Origin of the sequence: Bacillus sp. FSL R5-0820, from assembly GCF_038593385.1 — a bacterium.
GTDB lineage: Bacteria > Bacillota > Bacilli > Bacillales > Bacillaceae > Bacillus > Bacillus altitudinis.
Genome location: NZ_CP151991.1, coordinates 1,527,097 through 1,544,975 on the forward strand (window position 1 = coordinate 1,527,097; position 17,879 = coordinate 1,544,975).

At 41.1% G+C, this 17,879-nt stretch carries 19 protein-coding genes; all 19 read left to right on the forward strand.

The annotated features are described in order from the left end of the window. Positions 1–12: 12 nt before the first annotated feature. The 19 genes from ffh (at position 13) to hslU (ending at position 17,862) form a co-directional block, all read left to right on the forward strand. Positions 13–1,356 carry a signal recognition particle protein gene (gene ffh, locus NST15_RS07785; protein ID WP_008344842.1) on the forward strand — a complete coding sequence of 448 codons (1,344 nt, stop codon included), beginning with the start codon at positions 13–15 and terminating at the stop codon, positions 1,354–1,356. A 105-nt stretch (positions 1,357–1,461) separates the two neighbouring features. Continuing rightward, entirely contained in the window at positions 1,462–1,734 is a 273-nt protein-coding gene (rpsP, locus tag NST15_RS07790) for a 30S ribosomal protein S16 (protein WP_008344841.1), read from the forward strand. Next, a complete protein-coding gene (locus NST15_RS07795; RefSeq protein WP_012009937.1) occupies positions 1,734–1,979 on the forward strand; it encodes a KH domain-containing protein in 246 nt (81 codons plus the stop codon). The genes rpsP and NST15_RS07795 overlap by 1 nt, the downstream gene beginning before the upstream one ends. 103 nt (positions 1,980–2,082) lie before the next feature. Then, positions 2,083–2,469 (forward strand): YlqD family protein, encoded by a 387-nt coding sequence (locus NST15_RS07800; protein WP_008344839.1) that lies wholly within the window; start codon positions 2,083–2,085, stop codon positions 2,467–2,469. Positions 2,470–2,477: 8 nt separating this feature from the next. Beyond that, entirely contained in the window at positions 2,478–3,002 is a 525-nt protein-coding gene (gene rimM / locus NST15_RS07805; RefSeq protein WP_007499637.1) for a ribosome maturation factor RimM, read from the forward strand. After that, entirely contained in the window at positions 2,999–3,733 is a 735-nt protein-coding gene (gene trmD / locus NST15_RS07810; protein ID WP_007499635.1) for a tRNA (guanosine(37)-N1)-methyltransferase TrmD, read from the forward strand. The genes rimM and trmD overlap by 4 nt, the downstream gene beginning before the upstream one ends. A gap of 137 nt (positions 3,734–3,870) precedes the next feature. Beyond that, the gene (rplS, locus tag NST15_RS07815; protein WP_008344834.1) at positions 3,871–4,218 is read left to right on the forward strand and encodes a 50S ribosomal protein L19; all 348 of its coding nucleotides are present in this window, start codon (positions 3,871–3,873) and stop codon (positions 4,216–4,218) included. A gap of 90 nt (positions 4,219–4,308) precedes the next feature. Next, a complete protein-coding gene (ylqF, locus tag NST15_RS07820; protein ID WP_007499632.1) occupies positions 4,309–5,157 on the forward strand; it encodes a ribosome biogenesis GTPase YlqF in 849 nt (282 codons plus the stop codon). Positions 5,158–5,233: 76 nt separating this feature from the next. Beyond that, the gene (locus NST15_RS07825) at positions 5,234–5,998 is read left to right on the forward strand and encodes a ribonuclease HII (RefSeq protein WP_342498990.1); all 765 of its coding nucleotides are present in this window, start codon (positions 5,234–5,236) and stop codon (positions 5,996–5,998) included. Positions 5,999–6,026: 28 nt separating this feature from the next. Next, positions 6,027–7,760, forward strand: coding sequence for a glycosyltransferase (locus NST15_RS07830; RefSeq protein ID WP_216942307.1), 1,734 nt, complete (start codon positions 6,027–6,029; stop codon positions 7,758–7,760). Then, positions 7,757–8,032, forward strand: coding sequence for a FlhB-like flagellar biosynthesis protein (locus NST15_RS07835; RefSeq protein ID WP_008344827.1), 276 nt, complete (start codon positions 7,757–7,759; stop codon positions 8,030–8,032). The genes NST15_RS07830 and NST15_RS07835 overlap by 4 nt, the downstream gene beginning before the upstream one ends. Before the next feature lie 176 nt (positions 8,033–8,208). Then, on the forward strand, positions 8,209–9,369 hold the full coding sequence (sucC, locus tag NST15_RS07840) for an ADP-forming succinate--CoA ligase subunit beta (protein ID WP_008344824.1): 1,161 nt from the start codon (positions 8,209–8,211) through the stop codon (positions 9,367–9,369). Positions 9,370–9,391: 22 nt separating this feature from the next. Then, a complete protein-coding gene (gene sucD / locus NST15_RS07845; RefSeq protein ID WP_007499624.1) occupies positions 9,392–10,294 on the forward strand; it encodes a succinate--CoA ligase subunit alpha in 903 nt (300 codons plus the stop codon). Between the two features lie 63 nt (positions 10,295–10,357). Continuing rightward, positions 10,358–11,260 (forward strand): DNA-processing protein DprA, encoded by a 903-nt coding sequence (gene dprA / locus NST15_RS07850; protein WP_017367240.1) that lies wholly within the window; start codon positions 10,358–10,360, stop codon positions 11,258–11,260. A gap of 194 nt (positions 11,261–11,454) precedes the next feature. Further along, positions 11,455–13,530, forward strand: coding sequence for a type I DNA topoisomerase (gene topA, locus NST15_RS07855; RefSeq protein WP_046526653.1), 2,076 nt, complete (start codon positions 11,455–11,457; stop codon positions 13,528–13,530). A 70-nt stretch (positions 13,531–13,600) separates the two neighbouring features. Further along, positions 13,601–14,905, forward strand: a complete 1,305-nt coding sequence (gene trmFO / locus NST15_RS07860; RefSeq protein ID WP_007499618.1) for an FADH(2)-oxidizing methylenetetrahydrofolate--tRNA-(uracil(54)-C(5))-methyltransferase TrmFO — start codon at positions 13,601–13,603, stop codon at positions 14,903–14,905. 62 nt (positions 14,906–14,967) lie between these two features. Further along, positions 14,968–15,885: a tyrosine recombinase XerC gene (gene xerC, locus NST15_RS07865; RefSeq protein WP_007499616.1), complete on the forward strand. Its 918-nt coding sequence runs from the start codon at positions 14,968–14,970 to the stop codon at positions 15,883–15,885. A 14-nt stretch (positions 15,886–15,899) separates the two neighbouring features. Beyond that, positions 15,900–16,445: an ATP-dependent protease subunit HslV gene (gene hslV, locus NST15_RS07870; protein WP_007499614.1), complete on the forward strand. Its 546-nt coding sequence runs from the start codon at positions 15,900–15,902 to the stop codon at positions 16,443–16,445. A gap of 16 nt (positions 16,446–16,461) precedes the next feature. Continuing rightward, positions 16,462–17,862 (forward strand): HslU--HslV peptidase ATPase subunit, encoded by a 1,401-nt coding sequence (gene hslU / locus NST15_RS07875; RefSeq protein ID WP_039166692.1) that lies wholly within the window; start codon positions 16,462–16,464, stop codon positions 17,860–17,862. Positions 17,863–17,879: the final 17 nt, after the last annotated feature.

Consider the following 17,879-nt stretch of genomic DNA (forward strand, 5'->3'; position numbering starts at 1 on the left):
AGGCGGCACAGTATGGCATTTGAAGGATTAGCCGACCGACTGCAGCAGACGATTTCAAAAATCCGCGGCAAAGGAAAAGTGTCAGAGCAAGATGTAAAAGAAATGATGCGCGAGGTACGCCTTGCCCTTCTTGAAGCTGACGTCAATTTTAAAGTAGTCAAAGACTTTGTGAAAAAAGTAAGCGAGCGGGCAGTTGGACAAGAGGTCATGCAAAGTCTTACCCCAGGACAACAGGTCATTAAAGTTGTAAAAGAAGAACTCACTGAATTAATGGGCGGGGAAGAGAGTAAAATCGCTGTAGCGAAAAAATCTCCAACTGTCATTATGATGGTTGGTCTTCAAGGGGCAGGTAAAACGACCACAACTGGAAAGCTTGCCAACTTACTTCGCAAAAAACATAATCGCAAGCCGATGATGGTGGCCGCTGATATTTACAGACCAGCAGCGATCCAGCAGCTTCAAACGCTTGGGAAACAGCTTGATATGCCCGTATTCTCATTAGGTGATCAAGTTAGTCCCGTCGAAATTGCCAAACAGGCAATTGAAAAAGCGAAAGAAGAACATCATGATTATGTCATTTTAGATACAGCAGGACGTCTTCATATTGATGAAGACTTAATGGATGAACTTCAGAAAGTAAAAGAAGTCGCAAATCCAGAAGAGATTTTCCTCGTTGTTGACTCGATGACTGGTCAAGATGCTGTCAATGTCGCAAAAAGCTTTAATGAACAGCTTGGTTTAACAGGTGTCGTTCTGACAAAACTAGACGGTGATACACGAGGCGGGGCAGCACTTTCAATTCGTGCAGTCACAAATACGCCGATTAAATTCGCCGCACTAGGTGAAAAGCTTGATGCAATTGAACCATTCCATCCAGAGCGGATGGCATCGAGAATTCTTGGCATGGGAGATGTGCTCACGCTTATTGAAAAAGCACAAGCAAACGTTGACCAAGATAAAGCGAAAGAACTTGAACAAAAAATGCGGACAATGAGCTTCACGCTCGATGATTTCCTCGAGCAGCTTGGGCAGGTTCGCAACATGGGTCCACTTGATGAACTGATCCAAATGATGCCGGGAGCCGGTAAAATGAAAGGGCTCAAAAACGTCCAAGTAGACGAAAAGCAGCTCAATCACATCGAAGCGATCATTAAATCAATGACGACCGAAGAAAAAGAACAGCCAGAGGTCATCAATGCAAGCCGCAGAAAACGGATTGCAAAAGGAAGCGGAACATCTGTACAGGAAGTCAATCGCCTTTTAAAACAATTTGACGAAATGAAAAAGATGATGAAGCAAATGACCAACATGTCCAAAGGAAAGAAAAAAGGCGGCTTTAAATTACCATTTATGTAATTGGTTATACATGATAAAACCGTTGTTAAGAAAAAACACTTTACAAACCCTTTTATCATTGTTAATATACTATCTTGTTGAAATATTTTCGGAGGTGCTAGTAAAATGGCAGTAAAAATTCGTTTAAAACGTATGGGAGCAAAAAAATCTCCTTTCTATCGTATTGTTGTAGCAGATTCTCGTTCACCACGTGACGGTCGTTTCATCGAAACAGTTGGAACTTACAACCCAGTGGTATCACCAGCTGAGGTGAAAATCAACGAAGAATTAGCGCTTAAATGGCTTCAAAATGGTGCGAAACCATCTGATACAGTTCGTAACCTTTTCTCAAGCCAAGGAATTCTTGAAAAATTTCATAATGCGAAAAACAGCAAATAATGAATGAGCTGTCCTTGGAAGAATTGATTGTGTCCATCGTCGAGCCACTTGTTGATTTCCCTGAAGATATTCACGTATCTTCATTAGAAAAAGATGAGCAGGTCATTTACACACTGTCTGTCAATGCTGAAGATACCGGAAAAGTGATCGGAAAGCAGGGACGTACAGCTAAAGCGATACGAACAGTCATGTTTGCAGCAAGTGCAGAGTCTTCTAAGAAAGTTCAACTTGAGATTGCTGACTAAAAAGGGAGAGGGCTTAGGACCTCCCCTTTTTTTACACGTTTAAATCTATTTTTCGTTATACTGTAGAGGACAAATGCCTTCGGATAGGGGGACAAAAAGGAAGATGCAGATCATTCAACATGTCACCGTCATGCAAGTATTAACTGAAAGCAGTAAGGACAAACTGTTAACGACTTTTTTGGAGAAAAAAGAAAGACTAGAACGTGAATGCAATCAACTATATTTTCAACTAAAAAAGCATGAAAAAGAACCACATCAGCAAGAAGCCATCCCTCAATTTCAAAAAGCCATTGAAAAAAGACAAGAGAAAATGAGGCAAATTGATTTTCAAGTCGAGCAGCTGCATATCTTGCCTCTTGGCAGTGAAATGAAAGAAACAGAAGTGGATGCGCTGATTGAAGTAAAAATAGGTGATAAATGGGATGACAAAATGCAAGACAATGTCATCGTCGTGAAAGACGGCACCATTGTGGAAATACGTCAGGGGTGATTGAGAACATGGAGCTAGAATGGTTGAATGTCGGAAAGATCGTCAATACACATGGAGTGCGCGGAGAAGTACGTGTTGTGTCAAAGACTGATTTCCCAGAAGAACGCTACAAAAAAGGCAGCGTCCTTTATATTTTCAAACAAAATCAAAAAGAACCGCTAAAAGTGACTGTCGCATCACATAGACAGCACAAACAATTTGATTTACTGACATTTGAAGAAGTCGGCTCGTTAAATGAAGCTGAGCAATTAAAAGAGTCGATTTTAAAAGTAGAAAAAGAACATCTTGGTTCATTAGATGAAGGGGAATTCTATTTCCACGAAATCATCGGCTGTGAAGTATATGATGAAGAGGACAAACTGATTGGTCAAATCAAAGAAATTTTAACGCCAGGGGCAAATGATGTATGGGTGGTTGGAAGAAAAGGCAAAAAAGATGCCCTCATCCCTTATATTCCATCTGTCGTCAAAACAGTTGATATTTCATCCAAGAAAGTACACATTGAAGTGATGGAAGGACTCATTGACGAATGAAAATTGACTTTTTAACACTGTTTCCTGAAATGTTCGAAGGAGTGCTTCACTCATCGATCTTAAAAAAAGCTCAGGAAAAAGATGCGGTCTCATTTGATGTCGTGAATTTTAGGGAGTATTCCGATCATAAACATAAAACAGTGGATGACTATCCGTATGGCGGCGGTGCTGGCATGGTTCTGAAAGCACAGCCTGTATTTGATGCGGTAGAAGATTTAACGAAAAAAGCAAACAAGAAGCCCCGCATTATTCTTGTCTGTCCTCAAGGAGAAAGATATACACAAAAGAAAGCAGAAGAGCTTGCAAAAGAAGAGCATCTTATGTTCATTTGCGGCCACTATGAAGGCTACGATGAGCGCATCAGGGAGCATCTTGTCACAGATGAAATCTCAATCGGAGATTTCGTTCTCACAGGCGGAGAGCTGCCGGCGATGATGATTGCAGACAGTGTGGTCAGGCTTTTGCCTCATGTGCTTGGAAAAGAAGCGTCTCATATCGAAGATTCATTTAGTACAGGTCTGCTTGAGCATCCGCACTATACAAGACCAGCTGATTATAAAGGATTGAAAGTACCAGATGTGCTTCTCTCTGGAAATCATGCCAAAATTGAAGAGTGGCGGCGTAAAGAATCGTTGAAGCGAACCTATACAAGACGGCCAGATTTGATCGATTCTTGCAAAACATTAACGGATGAAGAAAAAAGATGGCTTTGGCAGCTTCATAATGACTAGATTGTATTGCACAAGGTATACAGGTGTGGTATGATACTACTTGTGACTTGGACGGCTTGCCGATTCAAGTTTGAAAACGATGTTCCGCTGCAATGAAGAAAGAGGACATGAGCATCTGTTGGAAGGAGTTGAAAACGATGCAACAATTGATTGAAGAAATCACAAAAGAACAATTACGCACTGATCTTCCTGCGTTCCGTCCTGGTGACACTTTACGTGTACACGTGAAAGTTGTCGAGGGTACTCGTGAGCGTATCCAGATCTTTGAAGGTGTTGTAATTAAGCGTCGTGGTGGTGGAATCAGCGAAACTTTCACAGTTCGTAAGATCTCTTACGGTGTAGGCGTTGAGCGTACATTCCCTGTACACACACCAAAAATCGCTAAGATCGAAGTTGTACGTCACGGTAAGGTACGTCGTGCGAAACTTTACTACCTACGTGAACTTCGCGGTAAAGCGGCTCGTATCAAAGAAATCAGACGATAATGATATCAAAGGAAAGAGCTTGTTACCTGTAACAGGCTCTTTTTTTGTACAATGTATAGAGACAACCGTTAGAAGAGAGAAGGTGCACATATGACAATTCAATGGTTTCCAGGCCATATGGCAAAAGCAAGACGGGAAGTCACAGAAAAATTAAAGCTCATCGACATCGTATTTGAATTAACCGATGCAAGGATTCCGATGTCCTCTAGAAACCCAATGATTGAAGAAATCCTCCAAAACAAACCGAAAATTATGCTTTTGAACAAAGCAGATAAAGCAGATCCTCGTATGACAAAAGAGTGGCAGGCACACTTTGAAGCGCAAGGTGTACGGTCGCTTGCCATTAATTCTGTCGATGGACAAGGGTTAAATCAAATCATTACGACATCAAAAGAAATCTTAAAAGAAAAGTTCGATCGAATGAAAGCAAAAGGTGTTAAGCCGCGTGCCATTCGAGCTTTGATTATCGGAATTCCCAATGTCGGCAAATCAACGCTGATCAATCGGTTGGCAAAGAAAAATATTGCGAAAACAGGAGATCGACCTGGTATTACGACGTCACAGCAATGGGTGAAGGTAGGAAAAGAACTTGAACTGCTCGATACCCCCGGAATTCTCTGGCCGAAATTTGAAGATGAACAAGTAGGTCTTAGGCTGGCCGTCACCGGAGCGATTAAAGACTCAATCATCAACTTGCAGGATGTCGCAGTGTATGCGCTGCGCTTTTTAGAAGAGCACTATCCAGAGCGATTAAAAAAACGCTATGATCTAGCAGAAATACCTGAAGATACAGTTGAGCTGTTTGATGCCATTGGCACAAAACGCGGCTGTCTGATGAGTGGAGGATTCATTAATTACGACAAAACGACCGAAATCATCATTCGGGATATTCGAACGGAAAAATTTGGTCCCCTCACTTTTGAGAAGCCTGAAAGCTAAAAGACACGCAGCTCATGCGGGTCTTTATTTTTTGCGAAAAACTGCCGATATAAAGAAGGAGGCTGCGGAAAAGCCAATGTACACGGTCAAACAAATAAAAGCATTAATAGAACAACATGCTGACGACGAGTCATACATTCGTGAACTATTGAAAGACGATACAAGAAAAAGTGTCCAGAAGCTGATGGACAAATGGAACAAAGAGAGAGAAAAACAGCAAGAACTGCATGCAGCATGGAAGCAAATGCTGCAATTTGAAACCAAAGCAAGAGCGCAAGGATACACTTATATTGCGGGCATAGATGAAGCAGGAAGAGGACCACTCGCTGGTCCAGTTGTTGCGGCAGCTGTGATATTAAAAGAAGATACCATCCTACTCGGTTTAAATGATTCAAAACAGCTATCTGAGAAAAAAAGAATGACCTATTATGAGCTCATTCAAAAGGAAGCGCTCGACATCGGCATCGGCATTGTTGATGCGGCAACGATTGACGAAATCAATATATACGAAGCATCAAGACTGGCGATGGTGAGGGCTGTAAAGCAGCTTACTCACACACCTGATTATCTACTCATAGATGCGATGACGCTCCCGCTTCCTACTCAACAGGAGAATATCATCAAAGGAGATGCTAAAAGCGCATCCATCGCAGCTGGTGCATGTATTGCCAAAGTGACAAGGGACCAAATGATGGAAGAGTATGGACGCCAGTACCCTGAGTATCAATTTGAAAAACATAAAGGGTATGGAACGAAAGAGCACCTTGCTGCCATTCAAACACATGGCGCCACACCTATCCACCGGTTATCATTTGCACCAGTGAAATCTGTTATTCTATAAATATTTTGACACAAGGAGGCTGCCTGTGATGACAAGAGTTGAAGATATACATACTGCACTGAATAGTCGGCTGAATACGGCAGAATCTGTTCCGCTTAACACGGAAGGAAAGGAAAATATTCACCGGCTCATTCTCGGCAAAGTACTGAAAATGCTCGGGGATGATACAGCACTTGTTCAAATAGGTTCGACCAAAATCAAAGCGCAGCTAGCGGCTCAGCTCAAAGCCGATTCATTCTACTGGTTCCAATTAGAACAAGAAGGTGGAGGCAGTCTGAGTAAATTAAGACCTGTTCAGCAATTTGACCAAGATCCTAAAACATTAAAAGATGCCGCAGCTAAACTACTAGAAGGTCTGTCGCTTAAAAATGGACTTGAACAAATGTTAACAGCTACAGCCTTTTTAAAAGAAAAACCGGTCATCAACGAAGCAGAGTTAAAAACGGCAGTAAAATGGATTGAACAACTTCAAGGCGCGGATATGAAAAAAGGTCTCCAAGCACTTCTTTTTGCTTTAAAGAAAGATTTGCCGATTCAGCAAGGAGTGCTCCAATCAATATTAGCGATGAAATCCCCCTCTGCACTTCATCAGGATGTGACAGCACTGCTAGATCGATTAACACAGCTTCCGAAGCAATCAGAAGCCACACAGGCTCTTACACAGGCCGTTCGTACGGTTGTAAATGCTGAGACAACCGTTCATGCAGAAAAGCTCTTATCGGTGCTTCTAGGAGCAAAAGAAGGTCAAACGAAGCAAGGAGAAAGCTTGCAGCTGGTGCAGCCTCATGTCAATCCGGCTCAGCAAACAAAGCAGAGCCAGCCCGCCGCTATACAAGGGCGACAGGCGGATACAGTGAATCAGAACAGCGTGCAGCAATTATTAAGTCCAAAACAGCTCCCGCTTCAGCAAATAGAACGCATTCTGACGAGCATCACAAAGCAAGGTACAGACGGACAGCAGCAGCTTGATGTAAAACAACTCACATCACTGGTTCAAGCAGTCCAGAAGGCAGGGCCACAGGCTGACGCAAAGGCAGCCGTGCTTCAAAGGGAATTTCCGTTTCTTTCAAAAACAGAGGCGAACGCATTGGCAAAGGTCATTCAGCAGACTGAACCAGCATTAAGCAATAAAACCGATGTACTCGATTTACTGATGACGATGAAAAAAGCGATAGGTGTACGAGATGAAATTGGGATGCTGAAATTACTGGAAAAGGGCAGCCAAGATGTCAAAAGCCAAGAGCTTCACCAATTAAAGATGGTTTTAAATGATGCAAGGCAAGCTGATGTTCCCGAGCCCGTAAAAAAAGAAGTGGATCAATTATTCCATAGATTAAATGGGCAGTTACTAGTGCATCAGGAAAACCAAACAGTTAGTCAAATGATGGTTTCTTACCCGCTTTTCTCAAAACATAGTGTTCAAGATTTAACCTTTATTCTAAAAGGGCATAAGAAAAAAGATGGCTCTATCGATATTTCTCAGTGCCGTTTAATGTTTTATTTAAACATGGAAAACTTAGAAGAAACGTTAATAGACTGTACGATTCAGCAAAAAGTGATGTCAATTACAGTCGAGACGGCTCACGAACTGCAAGGGACCATTAATCCAATGATTCCAGCTGTTCGAGAGAATTTAAATGCCCTAGGGTATAGTTTGACGGGGATTACAGCGAAAAAGAGAGAAGAGCCAATTGATCCGTCTGACTTTCTAGATGAACACTTTCATAAAATCAGCGAGAAAGGGCTGGACTTACGAGTATGAAAGATTCAAAACCGCTTAGAAGAGCGGTCGCTCTACACTATGATGAAGAAAAACAAAAAGCGCCAAAAGTCGTTGCAACAGGCAGTGGCTATGTGGCTGATCATATTATTGAAGAAGCTCAAAAAGCTGGGGTCCCTATTCAAGAAGACCGTAATTTAGTAGAACTGATGCGCCACTTAACGCTCGATGAGGAAATCCCAGAAGCGTTATACGATACTGTAGCAGAAATATTTTCATTTATCTATCGATTGGATCAAAAAATGAAAAAATAAGGTAAAATAAGTGTTTTGACTGAAAAATTTATATTTTTAATAAAATAAAAGTTTGAATGTTTAGAAGGATTTTACGATTTTACATAGAACCCTAGACATTCTCTTTTTTATTCTTTAAAATGAAAGCGCAGTCTATTTTATAATTTTTGTTTCTACATATGTTGGGAGGATGGGAAATGAATATCCATGAGTACCAAGGAAAAGAAATCCTAAGAAAATATGGGGTTTCAGTTCCAAATGGTAAAGTAGCATTTACACCTGATGAAGCAGTGAAAGCATCAGAAGAGCTAGGAAGCTCTGTATATGTCGTAAAAGCACAGATTCATGCAGGCGGCCGTGGTAAAGCAGGTGGGGTAAAAATTGCTAAAACAAAAGATGAAGTGAAAGGGTTTGCAGAGGAATTGCTCGGCAAGACACTTGTCACACATCAAACAGGGCCTGAAGGGCGCGAAATAAAACGCTTACTTATTGAAGAAGGCTGCGATATTCAAAAAGAGTACTATGTAGGACTCGTTTTGGATAGAGCGACATCAAGAATTGTTTTGATGGCTTCTGAAGAAGGCGGTACTGAAATTGAAGAAGTAGCAGAAAAAACGCCAGAAAAAATCGTGAAAGTGGTCATCGACCCAGCGATTGGTCTCCAAGCCTATCAGGCGAGAGAAGTTGCGTTTAAAATTAATATTCCAACAAAATTAGTTGGTCAAGCTGTTAAGTTTATGACAAGCCTTTACAATGCGTTTATTGAAAAGGATTGTTCAATTGCCGAGATAAATCCTCTTGTTGTAACAGGTGATGGAAAAGTCATGGCACTTGATGCAAAATTAAACTTTGATAGCAATGCCTTATATAGACAAAAAGATATATTAGAATACCGTGACCTTGATGAAGAAGATCCAAAAGAGATTGAAGCATCTAAATATGACCTAAGCTACATTTCTCTAGATGGGAATATTGGCTGTATGGTGAATGGAGCAGGCCTTGCGATGTCTACAATGGATATCATCAAGCATTACGGCGGGGACCCTGCAAACTTCCTTGATGTTGGCGGTGGTGCAACTGCTGAAAAAGTAACGGAAGCATTTAAAATCATCTTATCTGATCAAAATGTCAAAGGGATTTTCGTGAACATTTTTGGCGGCATCATGAAATGTGATGTCATCGCAGAAGGTGTTGTTGAAGCCACGAAACAAGTCGGCTTAACATTACCACTCGTTGTACGTCTTGAAGGAACAAACGTTGAATTAGGGAAGAAAATCCTGAGTGATTCAGGCTTAAATATCACTTCTGCTGAGTCTATGGCTGACGGGGCAGAAAAGATCGTATCTTTAGTCAAGTAGAGCAGAAAGGCAGGGAACCTAAATGAGTGTATTTATTAATAAAAATACGAGAGTAATTGTTCAGGGGATTACCGGTTCAACCGCATTATTCCATACAAAACAAATGATTGAGTATGGAACAAATATCGTTGGCGGTGTCACACCTGGAAAAGGTGGAACTGAAGTAGAGGGAGTTCCTGTATTTAATACTGTATCTGAAGCAGTACAGACAACTGGAGCAAATGCTTCTGTTATCTATGTACCAGCACCATTTGCAGCAGACGCCATTTTAGAGGCTGTTGATGCAGAAGTGGATCTAGTGATTTGTATCACAGAACACATTCCAGTTCTGGATATGGTTAAAGTGAAACGCTATATGGAAGGTAAGAAGACAAGACTTGTTGGACCGAACTGTCCTGGCGTGATTACACCTGAAGAATGTAAAATTGGCATCATGCCTGGTTACATTCATAAAAAAGGTCATGTTGGTGTTGTGTCTCGTTCTGGAACGCTTACATATGAAGCGGTACATCAGCTTTCAGAGGCTGGTGTTGGTCAATCAACAGCTGTAGGAATTGGCGGCGACCCTGTCAATGGTACGAACTTTATTGATGTATTAAAAGCCTTCAATGAAGATCCTGAAACGCATGCTGTGATCATGATTGGTGAAATCGGCGGTACTGCTGAAGAAGAAGCAGCTGAATGGGTAAAAGCAAATATGACCAAGCCGGTTGTTGGCTTTATTGGCGGTAAAACAGCGCCTCCAGGAAAACGTATGGGACATGCTGGTGCCATTATTTCTGGTGGTAAAGGAACTGCTGATGAAAAAGTAAAAACAATGCGTGAATGTGGAATTGAAGTGGCAGAGACACCATCTGTCATGGGAGAAACCTTAATTAAAGTGTTAAAAGAGAAGAATCTCTTCGAAGCTTGTAAAACGCATTAATGACACAAGAAGACTTGTTCTTTGACAAGTCTTCTTCTTTCTATCTTAAACTGGAGGAATGGTATGTACAACGTGTCCGAAAGAATGATTTTTCACCGCTTAAAAGGCCTCATCTCACCCTCTTTGTTAACAAAATGGTGGAAAGTCGATCCTGAGCTATATATAAATGAAGAAACACATCATTTCAAACAGGATCGATCATTACAAAAGATCGACTTTACCCGCTTACAACAAGCTGAAGAAAATGAATTCCCCATTTTTCAACACATCGTTCAAGCCTATTTAAAGCAAAATATTCACATGATTCCCATCACATCACCTTTATATCCCAGCTCACTAAAACACATTTATGATCCTCCCCCAGTATTATTCCTAAAAGGAAACGTTACCTATTTAAATGAAGAAAAAAGTTTAGGTGTAGTAGGTACACGTGTGCCATCCTCTTACGGAGAAGCGTGCGTGAAGAAAATTGTTGGAGAACTTGTAGAGGAAGATTGGATGATTGTGAGTGGTTTAGCAAAAGGAATTGATGGACTTGCACACAAAGAGTGCATAAGAAAAAAAGGAAAAACGATTGGTGTTGTAGCTGGCGGCTTTCAACATGTATATCCAAAAGAACATGTGCAAATGGCTCAATATATGGGAGAACATCATTTACTGTTGTCAGAGCATCCGCCTTATATCAAACCAGAAAAATGGCATTTTCCAATGAGAAACCGATTAATTAGTGCCCTGACAAGAGGAACCATCGTGGTTCAGTGCAAAGAAAAGAGCGGATCGCTTATTACAGCCTATCAGGCATTAGAGCAAGGAAAAGAAGTGTTTGCTGTTGCAGGATCGATCTTTGATTCTAATTCTATAGGTCCAGCTAGACTGATTCAGCAAGGTGCCAAGCTTGTTCATTCAACGAAGGATATTTTAGAGGAATTCTCCTTGAGCGGTGTTCAATATACTGAACTCACATAAAAATATCGTTTGACAAAAGACATCGGAATATTTAATAATAGTGAGGATTTAAGTTTACACTTTGTTTTTCGTGTTTATAATGATGTTCATCATAAAGAATTTTTAACGATTGCCTGTTAGATAGGTGCAATTAACATAAATATAAATTTGTGAAATGGATAAAGAGAGAACACCTCTTAAGGGGGATTTTGAGTATGGCTGATTATTTAGTCATCGTTGAGTCGCCAGCAAAGGCGAAAACGATTGAGCGTTATTTAGGAAAAAAGTATAAAGTAAAGGCTTCAATGGGGCATGTAAGGGATTTACCGAAAAGTCAGCTTGGTGTTGACACTGAGCATGACTTCGAACCGAGATATATTACGATTCGAGGAAAAGGTCCAGTCTTAAAAGAATTAAAAACAGCAGCGAAGAAAGCAAAAAAAGTATATCTCGCAGCTGACCCCGACAGAGAGGGAGAAGCGATTGCTTGGCATTTAGCCCACAGCCTTGACCTTGACCTCTCTTCAGATTGCCGCGTTGTCTTTAACGAGATTACAAAAGATGCAATTAAAGATTCCTTTAAACATCCACGTATGATCGATATGGACTTGGTTGATGCGCAGCAGGCAAGACGGATTTTAGATCGTCTCGTTGGATATAAAATCAGCCCGATTTTATGGAAGAAAGTCAAAAAGGGTTTAAGCGCCGGTCGTGTTCAATCAGTTGCACTCCGCCTGATTATTGACCGCGAGAATGAAATTAATGAATTCAAACCAGAAGAATACTGGACAATTGATGGCACCTTCCTAAAAGGGAAAGAAAGTTTTGAAGCGAGTTTCTTTGGCGTAAATGGCAAAAAACATCCGCTAAAAACAAAAGAAGATGTAAAAGAAATCCTTGCGAAATTAAAAGGAAGCAAGTTTTCTGTTGAAAAAGTGACGAAAAAAGAACGTAAACGCAACCCAGCTGTTCCGTTTACAACATCTACCTTACAACAAGAGGCAGCGAGAAAACTAAACTTCCGTGCGAAGAAAACGATGATGATTGCACAGCAATTATATGAAGGAATTGATCTTGGTAAAGAAGGTACAGTAGGTCTCATTACATATATGAGAACGGACTCAACACGTATTTCCAATACGGCAATTGAAGAAGTATCTGCTTTCATTGATCAAACGTACGGCAAGAATTTCTTGAATACAACAAAACGTACTGCCAAAAAGAACGAAAATGCACAGGATGCTCACGAAGCCATCCGTCCGACTTCTACGCTAAGAAAACCAGCAGATGTCAAACACGTGCTAAGTAGAGATCAGCTTCGTCTTTATAAATTGATTTGGGAACGTTTTGTGGCAAGCCAAATGGCACCAGCTGTTCTTGATACAATGAGTGTGGATCTTGAAAATAACGGGCTTACTTTCCGTGCAAATGGAAGTAAGGTGAAATTCCCTGGATTTATGAAAGTATATGTTGAAGGGAAGGACGACCAGTTAGAAGAAAAGGACAAAATGCTTCCTGATCTGAAAGAGGGGGATACCGTTCTTTCAAAAGATATTGAACCAGAGCAGCACTTCACGCAGCCGCCTCCACGTTACACTGAGGCAAGACTTGTCAAAACCCTTGAAGAGCTAGGTATCGGCCGCCCATCGACGTATGCACCAACATTAGATACCATTCAAAAGCGCGGCTACGTGGCACTTGATAACAAACGGTTTATTCCAACAGAGCTTGGAGAGATTGTGCTCAACTTAATTATTGAATTCTTCCCTGAAATCATTAACGTAGAATTTACTGCGAAAATGGAAAAAGAACTTGATAGCGTTGAAGAAGGTACGATTGAATGGGTACGCATTATCGACAGTTTCTATCAAGATTTTGCAAAAAGGGTAGAAAAAGCAGAAGCAGAGATGCAGGAAGTTGAGATCGAGCCTGAATACGCCGGAGTTGATTGCGAAGAGTGTGGTCATCCAATGGTGTACAAAATGGGGAGATACGGTAAGTTCATGGCATGCTCTAATTTCCCTGACTGCCGTAACACAAAACCAATTGTCAAAGATATTGGTGTCAAATGCCCGACTTGTCACGAAGGAAATATCGTTGAACGGAAATCTAAGAAGCGCCGCATTTTTTACGGTTGCGATCGTTTTCCAGAGTGTGAATTCGTCTCTTGGGACAAACCAATTGAAAGAAAGTGTCCAAAATGCGAAAATATGCTTGTAGAGAAAAAGCTGAAAAAAGGCATTCAAGTTCAATGTGTGAACTGTGATTATAAAGAGGAACAACAAAAATAGCGGTGAGCAGCCTTGTTCACCTGCTTTTTTATGTCATTAAATAGAACTTACGAAATAGGAGAGTTGTACAATGAGTCAATTTGTAAATGTGATCGGAGCAGGTTTAGCAGGAAGTGAAGCGGCATGGCAAATTGCCAAGCGCGGAATTAAAGTCCATCTGTATGAAATGAGACCTGTCAAACAAACACCAGCTCACCACACTGATAAATTTGCGGAGCTCGTATGCAGTAACTCATTGCGTGCGAATGCTTTAACGAACGCAGTCGGTGTTTTAAAGGAAGAAATGCGTCATTTAGATTCAGCAATCATCGCAGCAGCAGATGAAAGCTCGGTTCCTGCTGGTGGAGCGCTTGCAGTAGATCGTCATGAATTTGCAGCTAACGTCACAGACCGTGTGAAAAATCACCCGAATGTGACCGTCTTTCAAGAAGAAGTGCAAAGCATTCCAGAAGGTCCGACGATTATCGCAACGGGTCCTCTTACATCAGAAGCACTTTCAAAAGAATTGAAATCTTTAACAGGTGAAGAGTATTTATATTTCTACGATGCAGCAGCGCCGATCCTCGAGAAAGACAGCATCGATATGGATAAAGTGTACTTGAAATCACGTTATGATAAAGGGGAAGCGGCTTATTTAAACTGTCCGATGACAGAAGAAGAATTCGATCGTTTTTATGAGGCGCTCATTTCGGCTGAAACTGTGCCGTTAAAAGAGTTTGAAAAAGAAATCTTCTTCGAAGGCTGTATGCCCATTGAAGTCATGGCCAAAAGAGGGAAAAAAACCATGCTCTTTGGACCGATGAAACCAGTTGGACTTGAAGATCCGAAAACAGGAAAAAGACCTTATGCTGTTGTTCAATTAAGACAGGATGATGCAGCAGGTACTTTATATAATATTGTTGGTTTCCAAACACATCTAAAATGGGGCGATCAAAAGGAAGTATTCCGTTTGATCCCAGGTCTTGAAGAGGCAGAGATTGTTCGTTATGGTGTGATGCACCGTAATACATTTATTAACTCGCCAAGCCTTCTAAAACCGACGTATCAATTTAAAAATAGAGACGACTTATTTTTTGCCGGACAAATGACTGGTGTTGAAGGATATGTTGAGTCTGCGGCTTCAGGATTAGTGGCTGGAATCAATGCAGCTCGTTTTGTTAAAGGAGAAGAGCTTGTGACACTTCCAGAAGAAACAGCGATTGGCAGTATGGCTTACTACATCACATCAACAAACAAGAAAAGCTTCCAGCCGATGAATGCAAACTTTGGCTTGCTGAAAGATCTTGGCGTTCGAATTAAAAACAAACAAGAGCGCTATGCAGAGTACGCTAAACGCGCAATCGAAACTATTCAAACTATTTCGAAATCTCTGTAGTAAAACATTGCACGGGAAGCAAGATATGTGATACCATTTAAAAGCCTTAAAGAGGTGTAAAAATGACAGATAAACAGCGTCTTGTCCACTTATTCATTGAATATTTGCAGATTGAAAAGAACTATTCAGCTTTAACGATCTCAGGTTATACTGAGGCGATTGAAGAGTTTGTCAGATTTATGAACATTCAAGGAATAGACGGTTTTGAAGAGGTATCCTATCAAGATACGAGAATTTATTTAACAGAAGCTTATGAAAAAGGCCTTACAAGAAGAACGATTAGTAAGAAAGTCTCTGCACTTCGCAGCTTTTATAAATTTTTATTAAGAGAACAGCTTGTGAAAGAAAATCCTTTTTTACTCGTTAGCTTACCAAAGCAGGATAAGCGAATTCCTTCATTTTTGTATGAAGAGGAACTAAAAGAGCTATTTACAGTTTCTGATGTAAATACACCGCTTGGTCAAAGAAATCAAGCCATATTAGAACTTCTTTATGCAACAGGTATGAGGGTCAGTGAGTTATGTTCATTAAAAGAATCTGATCTTGATTTATCGATGGATACAGTGCTTGTTCATGGGAAAGGCAGCAAACAACGGTATGTACCTTTCGGCTCTTATGCACATGAAGCGCTCTCCACATATTTAGAGGATGGAAGGCAGAAGCTGAAAGTGAAGGGAAAGGATCGTGCTGATTCACATGTGTTTTTGAATCAGCGCGGAGCTCCTCTTACAGACAGAGGCGTTCGATTCATTCTAACTGAATTAATGAAAAAGGCGTCTGGCACATTACATATCCATCCTCACATGTTAAGGCACACCTTTGCTACGCATCTTTTAAACGAGGGAGCGGATTTAAGAAGTGTTCAAGAACTTCTCGGTCACTCAAATTTATCATCAACACAGGTGTACACACATGTATCAAAAGATTCTTTAAGAAAAACGTACATGTCTCATCACCCAAGGGCTTTTAAACGATCCTAAAAGGAGGTTTTTTCATGTCATCATTTCATGCAACCACAATCTTTGCCGTTCAACATAAAGGAAAAAGTGCGATGGCTGGAGACGGTCAAGTCACTTTTGGGCAGGCTGTCGTCATGAAACACACAGCAAAAAAAGTGCGCCGTCTTTTCGGAGGCAAAGTACTCGCAGGTTTTGCTGGTTCAGTTGCAGATGCATTTACACTCTTTGAGAAGTTTGAAACGAAGCTTGAAGAATACGGTGGTAACCTAAAACGAGCAGCTGTAGAACTGGCGAAAGAATGGCGAAGTGACAAGATGCTCAGACAGCTTGAGGCCATGCTGATCGTCATGAATAAAGAAAGCATCCTGCTCGTATCTGGAACAGGAGAGGTCATCGAGCCAGACGATGGCATTTTGGCTATCGGGTCAGGCGGTAACTATGCGCTTAGCGCCGGGAGAGCACTCAAAAAACATGCAGGTGACCATCTCTCAGCTCGAGAGATTGCAAAGGCGGCTCTTGAAACGGCCGGAGAAATCTGTGTCTACACGAACGATCAAATCACTTTAGAAGAGCTTGAATAGAAAGGACATGAGACGTATGGAGAAAAAGCCGTTCACCCCAAGAGAGATAGTTGAAAAGCTCGATCAGTACATTATTGGTCAGCTTGATGCGAAAAAAGCAGTGGCGGTGGCTTTAAGAAACCGTTACAGAAGAAGTCTTTTACATGATAAGCTAAAGGATGAAGTCGTTCCTAAAAACATCTTAATGATTGGTCCGACAGGTGTGGGGAAAACAGAAATTGCCCGCAGAATTGCAAGGATTTCTGGTGCACCTTTCATTAAAGTGGAAGCGACGAAGTTTACTGAAGTTGGATATGTCGGACGTGACGTAGAATCAATGGTCAGAGATTTAGTGGAAACAGCAATCAGACTAGTCAAAGAAGAGAAAATGAAGGATGTTCAAGAAGAAGCGGAAAAACAAGCAAACAAACGGCTTGTTCATCTACTTGTTCCTGGAAAGAAAAAAAGTCAGTCTGTGAAAAATCCTTTTGAGATGCTGTTTGGTAGTTCTGATGCTGATGAAAGTGATCGAGATCACTCAAGTGAAGAAGTAGAGCTTGAGTCGACGAGAAAACGCATTGCGCACCAGCTGGCGATGGGTGAACTTGAAGACCATTACGTCACGATTGAAGTCGAAGAGCAGCAGCCTTCCATGTTTGATATGCTTCAAGGCTCGGGTATGGAGCAAATGGGTATGAACATGCAGGATGCGCTTAGCAATCTCATGCCTAAAAAGAAAAAACGCAGAAAGCTGACCGTCAGAGAAGCGAGAAAAGCGTTAACTGCTGAGGAAGCTTCAAAACTGATTGATATGGATGAAGTCGGTCAGGAAGCCGTGCAAAAAGCAGAGCAGCAAGGAATCATCTTTATCGATGAGATTGATAAAATTGCCAAAAGCGGTGGTGCATCGTCTGCAGATGTTTCTCGTGAAGGGGTTCAACGTGATATTTTACCGATTGTAGAAGGTTCCACTGTGATGACGAAGTATGGGGCTGTGAAAACAGATCATGTTCTATTTGTAGCAGCAGGCGCTTTTCATATGGCGAAACCCTCGGATTTGATTCCAGAGCTTCAAGGGCGCTTCCCAATCCGTGTAGAATTAGATAAATTAAGTATAGAAGACTTTGTGAAAATCTTAACGGAACCAGATAACGCGTTATTAAAGCAATATAAGGCTTTACTTGAAACAGAAGGTATATCTCTTGAATTTTCTGACGATGCTATTCATAAGATTGCCGAAGTGGCTTATCACGTCAATCAGGAGACGGATAACATCGGTGCAAGAAGGCTTCACACCATACTTGAGAAGCTGCTAGAAGAGCTCTCATTTGAGGCGCCTGATATTACAATGGAAACAGTGACCATTACCCCTCAGTATGTAGAAGAGAAGCTAGGAAAGATTGCAAATAATAAAGACTTAAGTCAATTTATACTTTAACAAATGAATAAAGTAAT